19 protein-coding genes are annotated in these 18,858 nt (G+C 68.3%); 12 read left to right on the top strand and 7 right to left on the bottom strand.

The features are described from left to right. Positions 1-59: 59 nt before the first annotated feature. Complete coding sequence (locus ACZ3HV_RS15250) at positions 60-3,896, top strand: multifunctional oxoglutarate decarboxylase/oxoglutarate dehydrogenase thiamine pyrophosphate-binding subunit/dihydrolipoyllysine-residue succinyltransferase subunit (RefSeq protein WP_465684653.1); 3,837 nt, start codon at positions 60-62, stop codon at positions 3,894-3,896. A gap of 1 nt (position 3,897) precedes the next feature. Further along, positions 3,898-4,074: a DUF6104 family protein gene (locus ACZ3HV_RS15245; RefSeq protein WP_465684651.1), complete on the top strand. Its 177-nt coding sequence runs from the start codon at positions 3,898-3,900 to the stop codon at positions 4,072-4,074. A 63-nt stretch (positions 4,075-4,137) separates the two neighbouring features. Here the strand turns inward: ACZ3HV_RS15245 and ACZ3HV_RS15240 are convergent, their stop codons facing one another. Next, on the bottom strand, positions 4,138-4,494 hold the full coding sequence (locus tag ACZ3HV_RS15240; RefSeq protein WP_465684649.1) for an ArsR/SmtB family transcription factor: 357 nt from the start codon (positions 4,492-4,494) through the stop codon (positions 4,138-4,140). 114 nt (positions 4,495-4,608) lie between these two features. Here ACZ3HV_RS15240 and ACZ3HV_RS15235 point away from each other — a divergent pair, with 114 nt between their 5' ends. Next, positions 4,609-5,844 (top strand): sodium:proton exchanger, encoded by a 1,236-nt coding sequence (locus ACZ3HV_RS15235; RefSeq protein ID WP_465684647.1) that lies wholly within the window; start codon positions 4,609-4,611, stop codon positions 5,842-5,844. A gap of 8 nt (positions 5,845-5,852) precedes the next feature. Here ACZ3HV_RS15235 and ACZ3HV_RS15230 read toward each other — a convergent pair whose 3' ends face one another. The 4 genes from ACZ3HV_RS15230 to ACZ3HV_RS15215 form a co-directional block, all read right to left on the bottom strand. After that, positions 5,853-6,149, bottom strand: coding sequence for a WhiB family transcriptional regulator (locus tag ACZ3HV_RS15230; RefSeq protein WP_360365320.1), 297 nt, complete (start codon positions 6,147-6,149; stop codon positions 5,853-5,855). Between the two features lie 160 nt (positions 6,150-6,309). After that, positions 6,310-6,816, bottom strand: coding sequence for a GNAT family N-acetyltransferase (locus tag ACZ3HV_RS15225; protein WP_465684644.1), 507 nt, complete (start codon positions 6,814-6,816; stop codon positions 6,310-6,312). Position 6,817: 1 nt separating this feature from the next. Next, the gene (locus ACZ3HV_RS15220) at positions 6,818-7,786 is read right to left on the bottom strand and encodes a zinc-binding dehydrogenase (protein WP_465684642.1); all 969 of its coding nucleotides are present in this window, start codon (positions 7,784-7,786) and stop codon (positions 6,818-6,820) included. A gap of 152 nt (positions 7,787-7,938) precedes the next feature. Further along, positions 7,939-9,135, bottom strand: coding sequence for an NAD(P)-dependent malic enzyme (locus ACZ3HV_RS15215; RefSeq protein WP_465684640.1), 1,197 nt, complete (start codon positions 9,133-9,135; stop codon positions 7,939-7,941). A 171-nt stretch (positions 9,136-9,306) separates the two neighbouring features. Between ACZ3HV_RS15215 and ACZ3HV_RS15210 the strand changes: the two genes are divergently transcribed. The 8 genes from ACZ3HV_RS15210 to ACZ3HV_RS15175 all read left to right on the top strand — a co-directional run bounded on the left by ACZ3HV_RS15210 (position 9,307) and on the right by ACZ3HV_RS15175 (position 16,080). Then, on the top strand, positions 9,307-10,155 hold the full coding sequence (locus tag ACZ3HV_RS15210; protein WP_465684638.1) for an ABC transporter substrate-binding protein: 849 nt from the start codon (positions 9,307-9,309) through the stop codon (positions 10,153-10,155). Then, positions 10,152-10,979, top strand: coding sequence for an amino acid ABC transporter permease (locus ACZ3HV_RS15205; RefSeq protein ID WP_465684636.1), 828 nt, complete (start codon positions 10,152-10,154; stop codon positions 10,977-10,979). The genes ACZ3HV_RS15210 and ACZ3HV_RS15205 overlap by 4 nt, the downstream gene beginning before the upstream one ends. Continuing rightward, positions 10,979-11,734, top strand: a complete 756-nt coding sequence (locus tag ACZ3HV_RS15200; RefSeq protein WP_465684634.1) for an amino acid ABC transporter ATP-binding protein — start codon at positions 10,979-10,981, stop codon at positions 11,732-11,734. Before ACZ3HV_RS15205 ends, ACZ3HV_RS15200 begins: the two co-directional genes overlap by 1 nt. Positions 11,735-11,911: 177 nt before the next feature. Continuing rightward, positions 11,912-12,817 (top strand): ABC transporter substrate-binding protein, encoded by a 906-nt coding sequence (locus ACZ3HV_RS15195; protein ID WP_465684632.1) that lies wholly within the window; start codon positions 11,912-11,914, stop codon positions 12,815-12,817. Between the two features lie 87 nt (positions 12,818-12,904). After that, positions 12,905-13,867: an amino acid ABC transporter permease gene (locus ACZ3HV_RS15190; RefSeq protein WP_465684630.1), complete on the top strand. Its 963-nt coding sequence runs from the start codon at positions 12,905-12,907 to the stop codon at positions 13,865-13,867. Between the two features lie 47 nt (positions 13,868-13,914). Beyond that, a complete protein-coding gene (locus tag ACZ3HV_RS15185) occupies positions 13,915-14,685 on the top strand; it encodes an amino acid ABC transporter ATP-binding protein (RefSeq protein WP_465684770.1) in 771 nt (256 codons plus the stop codon). A 211-nt stretch (positions 14,686-14,896) separates the two neighbouring features. Continuing rightward, positions 14,897-15,289, top strand: coding sequence for an ATP-binding protein (locus ACZ3HV_RS15180; RefSeq protein ID WP_360365301.1), 393 nt, complete (start codon positions 14,897-14,899; stop codon positions 15,287-15,289). Next, a complete protein-coding gene (locus ACZ3HV_RS15175; protein WP_465684627.1) occupies positions 15,286-16,080 on the top strand; it encodes an RNA polymerase sigma factor SigF in 795 nt (264 codons plus the stop codon). Before ACZ3HV_RS15180 ends, ACZ3HV_RS15175 begins: the two co-directional genes overlap by 4 nt. Positions 16,081-16,085: 5 nt before the next feature. On the opposite strand, the gene ACZ3HV_RS15170 is transcribed toward ACZ3HV_RS15175, so the two are convergent. Continuing rightward, positions 16,086-16,496, bottom strand: a complete 411-nt coding sequence (locus ACZ3HV_RS15170; RefSeq protein ID WP_360365297.1) for a hypothetical protein — start codon at positions 16,494-16,496, stop codon at positions 16,086-16,088. A 451-nt stretch (positions 16,497-16,947) separates the two neighbouring features. Between ACZ3HV_RS15170 and ACZ3HV_RS15165 the strand changes: the two genes are divergently transcribed. Further along, positions 16,948-17,199: a WhiB family transcriptional regulator gene (locus ACZ3HV_RS15165; protein WP_012922773.1), complete on the top strand. Its 252-nt coding sequence runs from the start codon at positions 16,948-16,950 to the stop codon at positions 17,197-17,199. 78 nt (positions 17,200-17,277) lie between these two features. Here ACZ3HV_RS15165 and ACZ3HV_RS15160 read toward each other — a convergent pair whose 3' ends face one another. Continuing rightward, positions 17,278-18,771 (bottom strand): histidine kinase N-terminal domain-containing protein, encoded by a 1,494-nt coding sequence (locus ACZ3HV_RS15160; protein WP_465684625.1) that lies wholly within the window; start codon positions 18,769-18,771, stop codon positions 17,278-17,280. Positions 18,772-18,858: the final 87 nt, after the last annotated feature.

The raw sequence follows: 18,858 nt of genomic DNA, 5'->3' as shown, positions 1-18,858 counted from the left end.
CATAACATCAGGATCAACAACCGCGGTACCGGACCCGATCGGAAGAGGCGAACTGCCCAGTGGCCACCGAGCCATCAGACACAAATCCCCTAGCAGCCTTCGGTGCGAACGAATGGCTCGTCGACGAGCTGTACGAGAAGTACCAGCAGGACCCGAATTCGGTGGATCCGGCGTGGCTCGACTTCTTCAAGACCTATCAGCCAGGTGACGCGAAGCCGGTGACTACCACCCCGGCCGACGCTCCCCGGCCCGACCCGGTGTCCGACAACAAGACCCCCGAGGCGCCGAGCCGCGGCACGGCAGCGTCCGCGCCCGCCTCGAGCCAGCCCGCCGCCGCGGCCACGGCCGCTGCCCCCGCAGCCGCCGCTCCGGCCGCGGCTGCCGCAACACCGCCGGCCGGCGCGCAGGCCGCCGTACCGCAGAACCAACCTGCAGCGAAAGCGGCGCCGGCCCCGACCAGCGCCGCCCCCACCGGAGGCAAGGTGAACCAGCCGCCCAGCGTGCAGCCGAAGCCGGCTCCCGAGACCAGCACGGACACCGAGCGGAAGATCCTGCGCGGCGCGCCCGCGCGGACGGCGCAGAACATGGAGACCAGCCTCACGGTCCCCACCGCGACCAGCGTCCGCCAGGTCCCGGTCAAGCTGCTGATCGACAACCGCATCGTCATCAACAACCACCTCAAGCGCGCCCGTGGCGGCAAGGTCTCCTTCACCCACCTGATCGGCTGGGCGCTGGTGAAGGCCCTCAAGACGCTGCCCGAGATGAACGCGTCGTACGACGAGACCGACGGCAAGCCGACGCACGTCCAGCCGGCCCACATCAACCTCGGCCTGGCCATCGACATGCAGAAGCCGGACGGCACCCGGCAGCTGCTGGTGCCGTCGATCAAGGCCGCCGAGACGATGACGTTCGCCGACTTCTGGATGGCCTACGAGGACATCGTCCGGCGGGCCCGGGACAACAAGCTGGCGCTGCCCGACTTCCAGGGCACCACGATCAGCCTGACCAACCCCGGCACCATCGGCACCCAGCACTCGGTGCCGCGGCTGATGACCGGCCAGGGCACGATCATCGGCGTCGGCGCGATGGAGTACCCGCCGGAGTACCAGGGCGCGGCCGACGAGACGATGGCCAAGCTCGCGGTCAGCAAGGTGATGACGCTGACCTCGACCTACGACCACCGGATCATCCAGGGCGCCCAGTCGGGTGAGTACCTGCGCCGCCTGCACCAGCTGCTGCTCGGTGCGGAGGGCTTCTACGACGAGATCTTCCAGTCGCTGCGGATTCCGTACGAGCCGATCCGCTGGGCCGCCGACCTCCCGCACAGCCACGAGGAGGACGTCTCCAAGCAGGCGCGCATCCTCGAGATGATCCACGCCTACCGGGTGCGCGGCCACATCATGGCCGACACCGACCCGCTGGAGTACAAGCAGCGCAGCCACCCGGACCTGGACGTGGCCACTCACGGCCTGACGCTGTGGGACCTGGACCGCGAGTTCGCCACCGGCTCGTTCGGCGGCGGCGACCGGCGGTTCATGAAACTGCGCGAGATCCTCGGCATCCTGCGCGACTCGTACTGCCGGACCACCGGTGTCGAGTACATGCACATCCAGGACCCCGAGCAGCGCAAGTGGATCCAGGAGCGGGTGGAGCGGCCGCACACCAAGCCGCCGCGCGAGGAGCAGCTGCGGATCCTGGCCAAGCTGAACGAGGCCGAGGCGTTCGAGACCTTCCTGCAGACCAAGTACGTCGGCCAGCGCCGGTTCTCGCTGGAAGGTGCCGAGACCACCATCCCGCTGCTCGACGAGCTCTGCGAGGAGGCCGCCGGCGCCGGTCTGGACGAGGTCGCGATCGGCATGGCGCACCGCGGCCGGCTGAACGTGCTGGCCAACATCGTCGGCAAGTCGTACGGCCAGATCTTCCGCGAGTTCGAGGGCAACATCGACCCGCGGACCGTGCAGGGCTCCGGTGACGTCAAGTACCACCTGGGCGCCGAGGGCGAGTTCGTCTCCGAGTTCGGCGACAAGATCAAGGTCTCGGTGGCCGCGAACCCGTCCCATCTGGAGACCGTCGACCCGGTGCTGGAGGGCATCGTCCGGGCCAAGCAGGACCTCCTGGACCGCGGTGTCGCCTTCCCGGTGCTGCCGTTGCTCGTACACGGTGACGCGGCCTTCGCCGGCCAGGGCGTGGTGGCAGAGACGCTGAACCTGTCTCAGCTGCGCGGCTACCGCACCGGCGGCACGATCCACGTGATCGTGAACAACCAGGTCGGCTTCACCACCTCACCGGCGTCGTCCCGCTCGTCGATGTACTCCACCGACGTGGCCCGGATGGTCCAAGCGCCGATCTTCCACGTGAACGGCGACGACCCCGAGGCCTGCATCCGGGTCGCCGACCTGGCCTTCGAGTACCGGCAGGCGTTCAACAAGGACGTCGTCATCGACCTGGTCTGCTACCGCCGGCGCGGTCACAACGAGGGTGACGACCCGAGCTTCACCCAGCCGCTGATGTACGACCTGATCGAGCAGAAGCGGTCCGTCCGCAAGCTCTACACCGAGGCGCTGATCGGTCGTGGCGACATCACGATCGAAGAGGCCGAGCAGGCCATGCAGGACTTCCAGCACCGGCTCGAGCGGGTCTTCGCCGAGGTCCGCGAGGCGAAGAACCAGCCGGACACCCCCGCGCCGTACGTGACGCGGCCGGTCTACCCGGACAAGCCGGAGGGCCCGGACGCGACCGCGACCACGCCCGAGGTGCTGAAGAAGATCGCCGACGCGCACACCACGCTGCCGGAAGGCTTCACCGTGCACCCGAAGGTGATGCCGCAGCTGCAGCGCCGGGCGCACGCGATCACCGAGGGCCCGATCGACTGGGCCAGCGCAGAGATCACCGCCTTCGGCTCGCTGCTGCTGGCCGGACGGCCGGTCCGGCTGGCCGGCCAGGACAGCCGCCGCGGCACGTTCGTCCAGCGGTTCGCCGCTGTCATCGACCGGGTCAACGGCCAGGACTACGTCCCGCTGCAGAACCTGGACGAGAACCAGGCGAACTTCTACGTCTACGACTCGCTGCTGAGCGAGTACGCCGCCCTCGGCTTCGAGTACGGGTACTCCGTGGCGCGGCCGGAGGCGCTGACGCTGTGGGAGGCGCAGTTCGGCGACTTCGTCAACGGTGCCCAGTCGGTCATCGACGAGTACATCTCGTCCGGTGAGGCGAAGTGGGGCCAGAAGTCCGGTGTCGTGCTGCTGCTGCCGCACGGCTACGAGGGCCAGGGCCCGGACCACACGTCGGCCCGGATCGAGCGGTTCCTCCAGCTCTGCGCGGAGAACGCGATGACCGTCGCGCAGCCGTCGACCCCGGCGTCGTACTTCCACCTGCTGCGCCGGCACACGCTCGGCGAGGAGCACACCCCGATGATCGTCTTCACGCCGAAGCAGCTGCTGCGGCGCAAGGAGGCGGTCTCGCAGCCGGAGGAGCTGACCCACGGCACCTTCCGGCCGGTGATCAGCGACACGGTGGCCGAGGAGAACCCGGCGACCGTCGAGCGGGTCATCCTGGCGTCGGGCCGGATCGTGTACGACCTGCTGGCCGAGCGCAAGAAGGTCGAGCCGGACAAGATCAGCACGGCGATCCTGCGGGTCGAGCAGCTCTACCCGCTGCCGGCCGAAGAGGTCGTCGCCGAACTGGCGAAGTACCCGAACGCGACCGAGATCCGCTGGGTCCAGGACGAGCCCGCGAACCAGGGCCCGTGGCCGTTCATGGCGCTGAACCTGACCGAGCACCTCGGCGGCAAGCCGTTCTACCGGGTCTCCCGGCCGGCCATGTCCGCCCCGGCGGTCGGCTCGCACGGCGTCCACGGCACCGAGCAGGCCACGCTCCTGAAGCAGGCCTTCAGCTGACGTGTACTTCACCGACCGAGGGATCGAGGAACTCGAGGGCCGGCGTGGCGGGGAAGACGTCACGCTGGCCTGGGTCGCCGAACGCCTCCGCGAGTTCGTAGACCTCAACCCCGACTTCGAAACCCCCATCGAACGCTTCGCCACCTGGCTGGCCCGCCTCGACGACGAAGACGACTAGCCCCTTCCAACAGACAGACACATGCCCTCCGCCGTCCTTCCGGTGGAGGGCATTGTGCTTCGTCTAGTCGGTGTGGGGTGGGTGGGTGCGGCGGGGTGGGTCGGGGGCCAGGGTGCCGTCGGGGGCGATGTGTTCGAAGATCTGGTCGACGAGGTTGAGGACGTGCGGGTCGTCGACGGTGTAGATGTGGCGGCGGCCCTCGCGGCGGGCGGTGATGATGCCGGCCAGCCGGAGCTTGCCGAGGTGCTGGCTGGCGGTGGCGATGCTCACGCCCACCCGCTCGGCCAGTGTGCCGACGTCGTACTCGCCCTGGGCCGCCAAAGAGACCAGATGCAGCCGCACCGGGGCGGACAGCATGGCGAACGTGCCGGCGGCGGAGTCCAGCTGCGCCTTCGTGGGTTCGGGAAACGGTGTCGTCATCGCGCAGTCATTGTGACCGGTGGACCGGTCCGCGGACAGCCCGCCGTGCCGTGGTGAGCACGGTCTCACACTTTCGCAATTGCGAAAGTATCAAAACGGTGGCAGGCTGGAACCATGTTCCGAGCCCTCCGCCCCGTCCTGGTGCTGCTCGTGGTGGCGATCCCCGCGGTCGCCCTCCGGCTCACCGGAACGCATCCGCCGGCCCTGGCGTCGATGCTGATCTTCGGTCTCGCCGTCGTCGCCGCGTCCTTCGTGCTGGCCTGGGCCGCGGAAGCCGCCGAGGTGGACATCTCGGGCGGCCTGGCGATCGCGCTGCTCGCAGTGATCGCCGTCCTCCCCGAGTACGCCGTCGACCTCTACTTCGCGCACACGGCCGGCTCGAATCCCGACTACGTGCAGTTCGCCGCGGCGAACATGACCGGCTCGAACCGGCTGCTCCTCGGCCTCGGCTGGTCCAGCGTCGTCCTGCTCAGCCTGTACGTCGCCTCCCGGCGGAGCGGGCAGTCGATCAAGACGCTGGTGCTGGAGTCCGGTTACCGCCGCGAGCTCGGCTTTCTCGCGGTCGCCGGTGTGGTCGCCTTCGTCATCCCGGTGACCGGCGAGATCCACCTGGTGCTCGGCATCCTGCTGCTCGCGTTCTTCGCCTACTACCTGTACCGGGCCGCTGTGTCCGAGCACGACGACGAGCCGGACCTGATTGGACCGGCCGCGACGATCGGCGGACTGCCGACGGTCCAGCGACGGGTCACCGTGATCGGGATGTTCCTCGGCGCGGCGGGCGTGATCCTGGCGTCGGCCGAGCCGTTCGCGGACTCGCTGGTCGCGAGCGGCCACGCGCTCGGGATCGACCAGTTCCTGCTGGTTCAGTGGCTGGCGCCGCTGGCCTCGGAGGCGCCGGAGTTCATCGTCGCGCTGCTGTTCGCCTGGCGGGGCAAGGGCGCGGCCGCACTGGGCCTGCTCATCTCGGCCAAGGTAAACCAGTGGACCCTGCTGATCGGCAGCCTCCCGATCGCGTACGGCATCGGCGGCGGACCGCTCGCACTGCACCTGGACGGACGCCAGATCGAGGAGTTCCTGCTGACCGCGACGCAGACGCTGCTCGGGATCGCCGTGCTGCTGAGTCTGCGCTTCCCGCGGTGGGCGGCCTGGACGCTCGTCGGTCTGTTCGCGGTCCAGTTCGCCGTACCGGGTCAGACCGGGCGGTATGTGCTGAGTGCGATCTACCTGGTGCTGGCGATCATCGCGGCCGTCCGCAACCGGCAGTACCTCATTCCAACGTTGACGTCGCCGTTCCGGCCGACAGAAAAGCCCGCCGACGCAGAGCGCGCCGACGAGCTCATCAACGTCTGAGCCACGACCTAGCTGGCCTGCTGCTCCTCGACCATCGGGGTACGGCGGCGCTCCTGGGGACCCGGGCGGCCACGACGGCGCCCGTACAGGAACTTCTCACCGGCCGCGGTGCCGGTGAACTTGGTCCGGCGGGCCCACTCGCGGCATTCCTCGATCACCGGGCAGGACGTCAGGCACAGAGCCTGCGCCTTGCGCTGCTCCCACTGACTGGCCGTCTCGTCGTACGCCGGCGCCTGGCCGACGCAGGCGGCCTTGGTCATCCAGCGGTCGGCGGGGTCGGCGATCACCGTCAAGGTCGGCCTCATGGGCACTCCTGCTCCTCATCGATCGGGCGGATCGAACCCGCGGGGGTGTCTCGCGGTAGGACCAGACTGGACCGCTCTCGTTGCCCAGGTGCGACGCCAATGTTTCAGCCATGAAACGTCATACGCCGTTGGTGTCACAAGAGTGCCGTTGACACTGGTGTTATCGGCGGACCATGCGGAGTTCGGTGACGTCGAAGAACGGCTCGTCGGCGACCGTGCCGTCGGCGACGAAACCCTTGTGGCGGTAGAACGCCTGTGCGCGCTCGTTCCCGTCGAGCACCCAGAGGCTGGCCGGCTGCTTGCCCACGGCAACCTCCATCAGGCGGCTGCCGAGTCCGGTCCCCCACCAGGCCTTCCGGGTGTAGATCGCCTGCACCTCGAGCGGTACCGGCGCGTCCTCGTCCTGGGTGGGACGGATCGCGATGAACCCGACCACCCGGTCCCGCATCGGTGCGCCGGGATCCGGGTTCAGGGCGACCCAGCGCGGCCGGCCTTCTTTGGCCGCGGTCGTCCACCGCTCGATCCGGGTGTCGATGTCAGCGGTCCGCTCGGCCAGCTTCACCGGGTCCACGAGGTCGGCGTACGCCTCGAGCCAGCACTGCCGGTGACACCACGCGCCGGCCTCGGCATCCTCGACCCCGGCGGGCCTGATCTCTGGCTTTTCCACGTCAGACAGTAAAGACGATCTTGCCGAAGACGTCGCCTTCGTTCATCTTCGCGAAGCCCTTGCGGGCGTCTGCCAGCGGCATGACGGAGTCGATGTGCGGTGAGATGCCGGCGTTCGCCATGAACTGGACGAGTTCGGCGAGCTCGGCGCGGGTGCCCATCGTCGAGCCCTGGACCCGCAGTTGCAGGAAGAAGATCCGGTTCAGCTCGGCCGACTTCGGCGCCTGGCCGCTGGTCGCGCCGGAGATCACCAGGGTGCCGCCCTGCTTCAGCGACTTCAGCGAGTGCGACCAGGTCGCCTGGCCGACGGTCTCCATCACCGCGTCGACCCGCTCCGGCAACCGCGCGCCGGACTCGAACGCGTCGTGCGCCCCGATCTCCAGCGCCTTTGCCCGCTTGGCGTCATCCCGGCTGGTCGCCCACACCCGGATCCCCGCGGCCCGCGCCAACGTGATCAGCGCGGTCGCCACACCACCGCCCGCGCCCTGCACCAGCACGGTGTCGCCCGGCTTCAGCCCCGACTGCGTGAACAACATCCGGTACGCCGTGAGCCACGCGGTCGGCAGGCACGCGGCCTGCTCGAAACTCAACCCAGCCGGCTTCGGTACGACGTTCCGCGCCGGTACGGCGACCTTCTCCGCCAACGTGCCCTGGTAGCGCTCACTCAGCAGCGACCGCTTCGGGTCCAGTGTCTCGTCGCCCTTCCAGGCCGGGTCCGAGATCACCGCGTGCACGACGACCTCGTTCCCGTCCGGGTCGACGCCGGCCGCGTCGCAGCCGAGGATCATCGGCAGGCTCTGCTCGGCCAACCCGACCCCCTTGAGCGACCAGAGGTCGTGGTGGTTGAGCGCCGTCGCCCGCACGTCGATCGTCACCCATCCCTCGGGCACCGTCGGTTCGGGCCGCTCCCCCACCTCCAGCGCGGCGATCGGGTCCTCGGCGTCGAACTTGGCGGCATAAGCAGCAAGCATGCGAACCACCTTAGGCCCGGAGCGCCGACTGCTCAGTAACCGACATCACCGCACCCGCGCTGCGCGCGGGTGCGGTGATGGAAGACGGAACGGCCAGGGTGCGGTGGTGAGCGGGGCGGAGGGTGCGGTGGTGAGCGGGGCGGAGCCGTGCGTCAGGCGCGGGCTACGCCTTCGGTGTGGGCCGCGGCGGCGACTGCGCCCGCGACCGCGGGGGCTACGCGCTCGTCGAAGGGGGACGGGATGATGTAGTCGGGGCGGAGGTCGGCCTCGGCGATCAGGCCTGCCAGGGCGTCCGCGGCGGCCAGTTTCATGCCTTCGGTGATGCGGGACGCATTGGCGTCGAACGCACCGCGGAAGATGCCGGGGAACGCGAGGACGTTGTTGATCTGGTTCGGGAAGTCCGAGCGACCGGTCGCGACGACGGCGGCGTGCCGGTGCGCGATGGCCGGGTGCACCTCGGGGTTCGGGTTCGCCAGCGCGAAGATCATCGCGTCATCGGCCATCCGCGCGATCGCTTCCTCGGGCACGGTCCCGCCGGACACACCGAGGAACAGGTCAGCGCCCTCGAGCGCATCGACCAGACGGCCCGAGAGCCCGCCGGTGTTGGTGTCGCGCGCCAGCGACAGCTTGACCGGGTTCAGATCGGCGCGGTCCTCGTGCAGCACACCCTTGCTGTCGACGACCGCCAGGTCGCCAACCCCCGCCTGCAAAAGGATTCGAGCACACGCGACCCCAGCCGCTCCGGCTCCAGAGATCACCACACGGATGTCACTGATCGACTTGCCCGTGACCCGCAGCGCGTTCCGCAGCGCCGCGAGTACGACGACCGCCGTACCGTGCTGGTCGTCGTGGAACACCGGGATGTCGAGCCGCTCCTTCAGCCGGCGCTCGATCTCGAAGCAGCGCGGCGCGGAGATGTCCTCCAGGTTGATCCCGCCGAACGACGGCGCCATCCGGGCGACAGTCTCGACGAACTCGTCCACGTCGGTGCAGTCCAGGGCGATCGGCACCGAGTCGACGCCGCCGAACTCCTTGAACAGCAGGGCCTTGCCTTCCATCACCGGCAGCGATGCGGACGGCCCGATGTCGCCGAGGCCGAGGACCGCGGTGCCGTCGGTGACGACCGCAACCACGTTGGACGTCCAGGTGTAGCGGCGGACCAGGGACGGGTCCTCGGCGATCGCGGTGCAGACCCGGGCGACGCCGGGGGTATAGGCCTTGGACAGGTCGTCGGCGTCGCGGACGTGGATCGAGGACGTGACCTCGATCTTGCCGCCGCGGTGCAACTCGAAGACGGCGTCACCGGCAAATGGGTCGGAAACCTCAGGTGAAAATGGCTGGGCGACCATCAGAGCCCTTTCGCGAAAACTGGGGATAAGTGTTCAAAAGCAGGGGATCGCCCGTGCGTAGCAGTAAACCACACAGGCTACTGGTCTGCTGTGAGGGGTCCCACATCCGGACCAAGGACCGGCGGCTGTGCCAGGATGCGGTTTTCCCCACCACGCCGAGGAGAATTCGCGATGAACATCGTCTCCACCCTCCGCCCCCGTCGCCGGACCGTGGCCGCCGTATCGGCCGCCGTCCTCGCGCTCGCGGTGACCGCCTGCGGCAGCGACGACAAGGGCGGTGACACCTCCGGCGACAAGGCCGCCGCGGCCGGCATCACGCTGGTGAAACCCGGCAAGCTGACCGTCTGCACCCACCTGCCGTACAAGCCGTTCCAGTACAAGGACGGCGGCAAGGTGGTCGGCTTCGACGTGGACCTGCTCGACCTGGTCGCCAAGGACCTCGGCATCGAGCAGGAGGTGGTCAACATCGAGTGGTCCCAGATCACCTCGGGCGCGGCCTTCGCGGCGAAGAAGTGCGACATGGGCATGGGTGCGATGACGATCCGCGAGGACCGGCAGAAGGCGCTCGCGATCACGGATCCGTACATGGACGCGACCCAGGTGCTGCTGGTGAAGAAGGACTCGCCGTACAAGACGCTGGCGGACCTGAAGGGCAAGAAGGTCGGCGTCCAGGCCGACACCACCGGCAAGGACTACGCGAACGCGCACAAGGCCGAGAACGGGTACGAGGTGGTCACGTTCGACGACCTGACCCTGCAGACCAACAACGTGAAGTCCGGCCGGGTCGAGGCGGGCATCAACGACAACGGCGTGCTGTACCCGTTCGTGTCGGAGAACCAGGACACCGCCGTGGTCGCCGAGTTCGACACCGGTGAGCAGTACGGCTTCGCCGCGAAGAAGAACGACCCGAGCGGCACCAAGCTCGTCGAGAAGTTCAACGAGCTGCTGACCAAGGCGAAGTCCGACGGCAGCTACAACGAGATCTACAAGAAGTGGTTCAAGACCGAGCCGAAGAAGTGAGCGCGCCCGAACAGACCACCGTGGTCCGCCGGCCGGGGCTCAGCCCCCGGCAGCGGGCCCAGCGGTGGCGGATCGTTCAGTACGCCGTTCTGATCGTCCTGGTGCTGGTCGCGATCTTCGCGGCCGACTGGAAGCAGATCGGCGACGTCTTCTTCCGGCCCGCGCTGATCAAGACCGCGCTCACCGAGGGTCTGCCGCAGGCGCTGCTGAAGACCATCGAGTACACCGCCGGTGCGTTCGTCATCGGTCTGGTGGCGGGCACCGTGCTGGCCCTGATGCGGCTCAGTTCGGTCGGGCCGTACCGCTGGCTGGCGACGGCGTACATCGAGTTCTTCCGGGGACTGCCGGCGATCGTGGTGTTCATCGCGTTCAGCCTGCTGCCGTTGGCGTTCGAGGGCATGACCGTCCCGCTCGATCCGTACGGCGTGGTCTGGCTGGCGCTCGGGATCGTCGCGGCGGCGTACATGGCCGAGGTGATCCGGGCCGGCATCCAGGCGGTGCCTCGAGGGCAGATCGAGGCGGCCCGCTCGCTCGGCATGCCGGCCGGGCTGGCGATGCGGAAGATCGTGCTGCCACAGGCGTTCCGGATCGTTCTCCCGCCGCTGGCCAACGACCTGATCCTGCTGGTGAAGGACTCCTCGCTGGTGTTCATCATCGGGGTGTCGACCAGCGGGAACGAGCTGACCGGGTTCGGCCGCGAGCTGGCCAACAGCGAGTCGAACCTGACGCCGCTGATCACGGCCGGCTTCTGTTACCTGATCATCACCCTCCCGCTCGGCATCCTGGTCCGCCGGCTCGAGGCCCGAGCAGCGAAGGCACGCTAGTGGCACTCGTCGAGATCAAGAACCTGCACAAATCCTTCGGCAGCAACCACGTCCTGCGCGGCATCGACTTCACCGTCGAGCAGGGCGAGGTCGTCTGTGTGATCGGGCCGTCCGGTTCGGGCAAGTCGACGCTGCTGCGGTGCGTGAACCTGCTCGAGCAGCCGCAGGAGGGGCAGGTGATCGTCCGCGGTGAGGACATCACCGACCCGGACTGCCACCTGGACGCGGCCCGGCAGCAGATCGGGATCGTGTTCCAGCAGTTCAACCTCTTCCCGCACCTGACCGCCCTGGCCAACTGCACGATCGCCCAGCGGACCGTGCTGAAGCGCAGCCCGGCCGACGCGGACCGGGTCGCCCGGGCAAACCTGGAACGGGTCGGCCTGACCGACAAGATGTCCGCGTATCCGGCCCAGCTGTCCGGTGGTCAGCAGCAACGGGTCGCGATCGCCCGCGCGCTGTCGATGGACCCGGCGCTGATGCTGTTCGACGAGCCGACCTCGGCGCTCGACCCGGAGCTCGTCGGCGACGTACTCACGGTCATGCGCAAGCTGGCCCTGGACGGGATGACGATGCTCGTGGTCACCCACGAGATGGCGTTCGCCCGCGAGGTCGCGGACCGCGTCGTCTTCATGGACGGCGGCGTCATCGTCGAGCAGGGCCCACCCGCCGAGGTCATCGGCGATCCCAGGGAAGAGCGCACCCGCACCTTCCTCCGCCGCGTCCTCGACCCGACCCACGTCGAGCCGACGACCTGAACGCCGTTCGTCGTCACGCTGCGTGTCCGGGCCATCGACGGGCCGCACGCGTGACGGCCGCAACGACTACGAAAAGGTCTCCATTCCGCGTTGGTCCGTGCGTCCTAGGCATGCGGCTGTGTCAAGATGCGGACACATGGCGCCGGGATCGATCGGTGCCCGGGTTTGGAGGAACAGATGTCTGTTCTGCGAAGGACGCTCGTACTGTCGGGCGTTCTGGTTCTCGCCGCCGCCGGTTGCGGTTCGAGCTCGCTCGAAGGTGGGTCTTCGACCAGCGCCCCGGCCAGCGCACCCTCCAGCGCCCCGGTGAGTGCGGACCCCAGCCTGAGCAACGCCCTGCCGGCCAAGATCAAGTCGGCCGGCAAGATCGTCGTCGGCGTCGACGCCAGCTACCCGCCGAACGAGTTCCTGCAGGGCGGCACGAAGGTCGTCGGGTGGGATGTCGACCTGTTCGACGCGGTGGCGAAGAAGTTCGGCGTCACGGTCGAGTGGCAGCCGGCCGGCTTCGACACGATCATCACCGGTGTCCAGGGTGGCAAGTACGACATCGGCGTCTCGTCGTTCACGATCAACGACCAGCGCAAGCAGCAGGTCAACATGGTCAGCTACTTCAACGCCGGCACGCTGTGGGCCACCGCGAAGGGCAACCCCAAGGGCGTGAACGCCGACGACGCGTGCGGCAAGACCGTCGCGGTGCAGAAGGGCACGGTGCAGCTCGAGGAGGACCTGCCGAAGCGGCAGGCGAAGTGCAAGGCCGAGGGCAAGCCCGAGATCAAGCTCGTCGTCCGCGACAAGCAGGACCAGGCGAACTCGGACCTGGTCGCCGGCAAGGCCGACGCGATGCTGGCCGACTCCCCGATCGTGGCGTACGCCATCCAGCAGACCGGCGACAAGCTCGAGCAGCTCGGTGAGATCTACGACGCCGCGCCGTACGGCTATGTCGTCCCGAAGGCGGAGACCGCGTTCGCGCAGGCGATCGCCGACGCGCTGAAGTCGCTGAACACCGACGGCACGTACAAGAGCACTCTGCAGAAGTGGAACAACGACACGGGTGCGATCACCGACTTCGCCGTGAACCCGTGAGCTGACCATGAGGGAGCGAAGCGAGCTCATCATCGAGCACAGCGCATCTCGTGTCTCATCCGCGCCCGGAGCGAAGCGAGGACGTGGATGAGCACTGACACCGAAACGCGCCCGGCCGCCGAGGATGCCGACCGGCCGGGCGCGATCGACGCCGTACCGGTCCGGCATCCCGGGCGGTGGGTCGCCATCGCCGTGATCGCGGTCCTGTTGGCGATGCTGATCCACCTGCTGGTGACCAACAAGGCCTTCGACTGGCGCTTCGTCTTCCAGGCGATGAACCAGCAGCCGGTGATCAACGGCTTCATCAAAGGCACCTTGCTGGTCACCGTGCTGTCGATGATCGTCGGCGTGTCCGGCGGTGTCCTGCTGGCCGTGATGCGGCTGTCCGACAACCCGATCCTGGCCGGGGTGTCCTGGGCCTTCACCTGGTTCTTCCGGAGCGTCCCGCGGTACCTGCTGCTGTTCACCATGGGCACGCTCGGAGTGCTGTTCCCGGCGGGCATCTCGTTCGGGATCCCGTTCGACTACAAGATCATCGACTGGCTCGGGTTGTCCGGTGACTGGCGGTTCCTGAACCTGGACGCCAACCAGGTCTTCACCGGCCTGATCGCCGGTGTGATCGGGCTCGGGTTGTCCGAGGCGGCATACATGGCCGAGATCGCCCGGGCCGGGATCATGAGCGTGGACAAGGGCCAGGCCGAGGCCGCCGAGGCGCTCGGGATGGGCAGCGGCAAGGTGATGCGGCGCGTGGTGCTGCCGCAGGCGATGCGGGTGATCGTGCCGCCGACCGGCAACGAGACCATCGCGATGCTGAAGGACACCTCGCTGCTGCTCGCCGTACCGGTGATCGGCGAGCTGTTCTACCAGCTGCAGTCGATCGGAAGCACGTACTACAAGACGTTCCCGATCGCGGTCGCCGCGACGCTGTACTACCTGGCCGCGACCAGTGTGCTGATGGTCGGCCAGTACTTCCTCGAGCGGCACTTCGGCCGGGGCTTCGGAACCAAGGCGCCGCGGGCCGCCCGCCCGGCCGGCGCGGGAGGTGCGTGATGACTGAAGCGGCGGCCGCCGAGACGGCCACACCTTCGGCGCAACCCCTGGTCCACGCGGTCAACGTGACCAAGTCCTTCCACCACATCGAAGTACTGAAGGGCATCGACCTCGACGTCGACCGCGGTCAGGTGGTCTGCCTGCTCGGGCCGTCCGGCTCGGGCAAGACGACGTTCCTGCGCTGCATCAACCAGCTCGAGACGATCGACGGCGGCCGGATCTGGGTGGACGGCGACCTGATGGGGTACGCCGACCGTGGCGGGAAGCTGTATCGCCTGAAGAACAAGGAGATCGCGGCCCAGCGGCGCGAGATCGGCATGGTCTTCCAGCGGTTCAACCTCTTCCCGCACAAGACCGCGCTGGAGAACATCATCGAGGCGCCCACCCAGGTGAAGGGTGAGTCGAAGAAGTCCGCCCGGGAGCGGGCGATGAAGCTGCTCGACCGGGTCGGGCTCGCGGACCGCTGCAACGTCTACCCCGCGCAGCTGTCCGGCGGTCAGCAGCAGCGGATCGCGATCGCCCGGGCGCTGGCGATGCAGCCGAAGCTGATGCTGTTCGACGAGCCGACCTCGGCACTCGACCCGGAGCTGGTCGGCGAGGTGCTCGCGGTGATGCGCGAGCTGGCGCTGGACGGGATGACGATGATCGTGGTGACCCACGAGATGTCGTTCGCCCGGGAGGTCGCCGACACCGTCGTCTTCATGGACGGCGGCGTGGTGGTCGAGGCCGGGCCACCCAAGGACGTGATCGGAAACCCGCAGCACTCGCGGACGCAGGCCTTCCTGGCCCGCCTCCGCTCAGAACACGAACACCCGTAACAGTGCTTTGGCCTCGCCTCCGGCTCGGCGTGGTCATGGGGCCTTGGCTCCCGCCCTTCCCTCGTCGCTCCGGTCGCTGCGCTCCTCAGTCCAGGGCGGGAGGCCCCCATGACCTTCCGACGGACCCGCTCGTCGTGCATCGAAGGCCTTCAGGTTGGATGATGTACGGCGTGGTGGGCCGATCGGCCGCGCCGGACACGAGGGAGGCAGCGTGAGCAGCACCGGACGATCCGCCGAGGTCCGCCTGAGCATTCCGGCGGACAGTGCCTACATCGCCGTACCGCGATCGGTGGTCGGAAACCTGGCTGCTCGCAACGACTTCACCGTGGACGCGATCGACGATCTGCGGATCGCCGTCGACGAGGCGTGCGCGCTGCTGCTGCCGCAGGCGGCCGACGGTGTGCTGGACTGCGTCTTCGAGATCGACCCTCCGCAGATCACCGTGCGGACGAGCGCCCTGGTACCGGACGGCTGGCGTCCGGACACCAGTTCGTTCGGCTGGACCGTGCTGACCGCATTGGTCGAGTCCGTGGCCGCCGAGATGATCGACGACCGACTCACGATCACCGTGACGGCAACCGCCACCGCCGCGGAGAACGCGTGACCGACGACCAGACCCTGGGCGAGCCCCAGGAAACTCCGGATCTCCGCACCCGGACCGCCCAGCTTTTCCGCGCGATGGCTGCCGCCGGTGCCGGTACGCCGGGGCGCACCGCGGCCCGGGACGGCCTGGTCGCGCTGCACATGCCGCTGGTGGAGCACCTGGCCCGCCGCTTCCGGAACCGGGGCGAGCCGTACGACGACCTCGTGCAGGTGGCGACGATCGGGCTGATCAAAGCGATCGATCGCTTCGATTCCGACCGCGGGGTGGAGTTCTCGACGTACGCGACGCCGACGATCCTCGGCGAGATCAAGCGGTACTTCCGGGACAAGGGCTGGGCGATCCGCGTGCCGCGGCGGCTGCAGGAGCTGCGGCTGTCGCTGACCGCCGCGACGGCCGAGCTGACCCAGCAGCTGGGCCGGGCGCCGACAGTGGCCGAGTTGTCCGAGCGGCTGGGCCTGTCGCCGGACCTGGTGATCGAGGGCCTCGAGTCCGCCAACGCTTACAACACGTTGTCCCTGGACGCCCCCGAGCAGAACGAAGCGGACGCCACCACGGTCCTGGACGGGCTCGGCGGCGAGGACGAAGCCTTGGAGAGCGTCGAGTACCGGGAGTCCCTGAAACCGCTCTTGGCCCAGCTGGACACCCGGGAGAAGCGGATCCTGACGCTGCGCTTCTTCCGCGGCATGACGCAGTCGCAGATCGCCGAGGAGATCGGCATCTCCCAGATGCACGTCTCCCGGCTGCTGGCCCGCACCCTCACCGAGCTGCGGACCGGCCTGCTGAAGGAGTAAACGCCCTACAGGACCGGGTGGTCCTTGGCCGGGTTGTCGGCCAGGGCCTCCGTGGACGCCTTCTGGAACAAGCAGACCAGGACGCCGACGGCCGCCACCGCCAGCGCGATCGCGACGGCCTTGGTGGACCCACCCCAGAAGCTGTAGGCGACCAGCAGTTGGATCAGCTGCGCGAACACGGCCGGCCCCCGGCTCCAGGTCGACGCCCGGAACAGCCCACGGGCGACGAATCCGAGGCCCGCGCCGTACGCGATGAAGAACGCCGCCGTGGTCAGACCGAGCACCAGACGGTCGCCGTGGATCGTAAATGCCTCGGCAATTCCAAGAACGATGAGCACAAGCCCTTCCGCAGCGACCACAGCCGCGGCTAGCTTGAGCGGTCTCGGTACGGCGGCAGCTGGGGAGTCGGTCGGCACTTCGCCAGCTTAGTGCCCGGTGCCGTGGGTACTTCGGGCACAAGGACGACCACCAACTCTTCCGCGAGCCCGGTCGGGTCGCGGAACCCCAGCCCCACAGGGATTTGAGGTTGTGCGTAACCAAAAGGTGGTCGGAACGGTTACCTGCAGTGAACGGGCGATCGCAGAAGGGGCCCTCTGTCCGATAAACGGATGGGGAGAACCGCTGTGCGCCGGTTCGGAGTGTTAAGGAAGTGTTGTGATCTGATCGACAACTCCAGAACCCTTGTTTCACTCACCTGAGATTGGGAACATGGAGTCGTTCGTGAAAACGTTCACAACGCGGACCTGGATCGAACATCTCGCACCGCGAACCCCCCGTTGCGAGACGAGCAATGAGTAAGCAGCCGCTGATCGGGCACCAGACCTACCCGACAGCGAACGACAACTACTGAGAGAGATGGGATCCGCCATGGATTGGCGCCACCGGGCCGTATGCCTCGACGAGGACCCGGAACTGTTCTTCCCCATCGGCAACACCGGGCCCGCGATCATGCAGATCGAGGAGGCCAAGCAGGTGTGCCGTCGCTGTGACGTGCGTGAGCAGTGCCTCGCCTGGGCACTGGAAGCCGGCCAGGATCACGGTGTCTGGGGTGGCCTGAGCGAAGACGAGCGCCGCGCCCTGAAGCGCCGCAACGCCCGCGCCCGCATCCGCACCGCCTGAGCACGAATCGTCGAGGCCCCGCGGGATCCGCGGGGCCTTTGGTTTTCCCGGCCACCCGTCGAGGTGGCCTTGAAGCGGCTACTCCTTGACCGGGATGTCCAGGGTCACCTGGGTTCCGGACCTGCCGTCGTGGCGAGGGCCGAACTCCAGGGTTCCGTCCAGCTCCCCGATCACCAGGGTGCGGACGATCGACAGCCCGAGGTTCCCGGACAGTTCGGAATCGAAGTTCGCCGGCAGCCCTTGACCGTCGTCCACGACCGTCACGTGCAGCCGGCCGACGGACCGCTCGGCGGCCAGCTCGATCGAACCGGTCGCCTCGCCGCCGTCGCCCCCCTCGTCAGCACGCCGGCCGAACGCGTGCTCCACCGAGTTCTGCATCAGTTCGGTGAGCACCATCGCCAGCGGGGTCGCGATCTCGGAGTCCAGCACACCGAAGCTCCCACTACGACGCGTCTCCACGGAGGTGTCGACCGTCGACACATCAGCCACCATCAGGGCGATCCGGTCGGCGACGTCGTCGAAGTCCACGTGCTCGTCGAACGACTCCGACAGCGTCTCGTGGACGATCGCGATCGACCCGACCCGCCGGACCGCCTCCGCCAGCGCCGCTTGGCCTTCCGGCACGGAGATCCGCCGGCCCTGCATCCGGAGTAACGCGGCGACGGTCTGCAAGTTGTTCTTGACGCGATGATGAATCTCCCGGATGGTCGCCTCCTTGGTGACCAGCTCCCGCTCCCGGCTCCGCAGCTCCGTGACGTCCCGGAGCAGGATCAGCGCCCCTACGTGCTGACCGTCCGCCCGCAGCGGGATCGCGCGCAGGAACAGCGTGGCCTCGGAGTTCTCGATCTCGATCTCCTTGGCAGCCCGTCCGGTCAGCACCGACGCCAGGACGTCGTCGACCTTGTGCCCGCTGTGCATGAGCTCACCGGTGATGTCCTTCAGCCGGCTCCCGACCAGGTCGGTGACCAGCCCCATTCGCCGGTACGCCGACAACGCGTTGGGGCTGGCGAACGTCACCATGCCGTGCCGATCGACCCGGATACACCCGTCGCCCACGCGTGGCGTCCTGGAGAGCAGCCGCTCCCCGCCGTACGGGAAGATGCCGTCGGTGATCATCCGGGCCAGGTCGGTGGCGCTCTGCAGGTAGGCGATCTCCAGCCGGGACGGGGTCCGGACGCCGAGCAGGTTGGTGTTGCGCGCGATCACCGCGATCACCCGGGTGCCCCGGCGTACCGGGATCGTCTCGACCCGGACCGGGACGTCGTCGCGCCACTCCGGGTCGCCCTCGCGGCAGATCCGGCCGCCGTCGTACGCCTGGTCGAGCAGGTGCCGGCGGCCGCGCGGGATGAAGCTCCCGACGATGTCGTCCAGGTACGCCGTAGGCCCGGTGGTGGGCCGCATCTGCGCCCCGGCCCAGAACCCGAGCCCCTCGGTGTCGGGCAACCAGAGCACGAGGTCGGCGAACGACAGGTCGGCCAGCATCTGCCAGTCCGAGACGAGCAACTGCAGGCGATCCAGGTCGGCCTGGTCCAGGGTGGTGTGGTTGCGAGCCACATCTGTCAGAGACGGCACGCTCCGATGCTACCGATGGCGTATACCAGTACCTGCGGTGGTCCGCTCGACAAGTAGGTGTATGTAGGTGTTGATTGATCAGGCACG

This window comes from Kribbella sp. NPDC020701 (assembly GCF_055562215.1).
Note: the sequence above shows the minus strand (reverse complement) of the source record. Positions and strands in the feature narration are given on the sequence as shown.

Excerpts from the sequence above, each read along its gene's own strand:
- ACZ3HV_RS15215 (WP_465684640.1), bottom strand. The coding sequence starts at position 9,135 with ATGGTCGCCCAGCCATTTTCACCTGAGGTTTCCGACCCATTTGCCGGT.
- ACZ3HV_RS15220 (WP_465684642.1), bottom strand. The coding sequence starts at position 7,786 with ATGCTTGCTGCTTATGCCGCCAAGTTCGACGCCGAGGACCCGATCGCC.
- ACZ3HV_RS15235 (WP_465684647.1), top strand. The coding sequence starts at position 4,609 with ATGTTCCGAGCCCTCCGCCCCGTCCTGGTGCTGCTCGTGGTGGCGATC.
- ACZ3HV_RS15165 (WP_012922773.1), top strand. The coding sequence starts at position 16,948 with ATGGATTGGCGCCACCGGGCCGTATGCCTCGACGAGGACCCGGAACTG.
- ACZ3HV_RS15240 (WP_465684649.1), bottom strand. The coding sequence starts at position 4,494 with ATGACGACACCGTTTCCCGAACCCACGAAGGCGCAGCTGGACTCCGCC.
- ACZ3HV_RS15190 (WP_465684630.1), top strand. The coding sequence starts at position 12,905 with ATGAGCACTGACACCGAAACGCGCCCGGCCGCCGAGGATGCCGACCGG.
- ACZ3HV_RS15230 (WP_360365320.1), bottom strand. The coding sequence starts at position 6,149 with ATGAGGCCGACCTTGACGGTGATCGCCGACCCCGCCGACCGCTGGATG.
- ACZ3HV_RS15210 (WP_465684638.1), top strand. The coding sequence starts at position 9,307 with ATGAACATCGTCTCCACCCTCCGCCCCCGTCGCCGGACCGTGGCCGCC.
- ACZ3HV_RS15195 (WP_465684632.1), top strand. The coding sequence starts at position 11,912 with ATGTCTGTTCTGCGAAGGACGCTCGTACTGTCGGGCGTTCTGGTTCTC.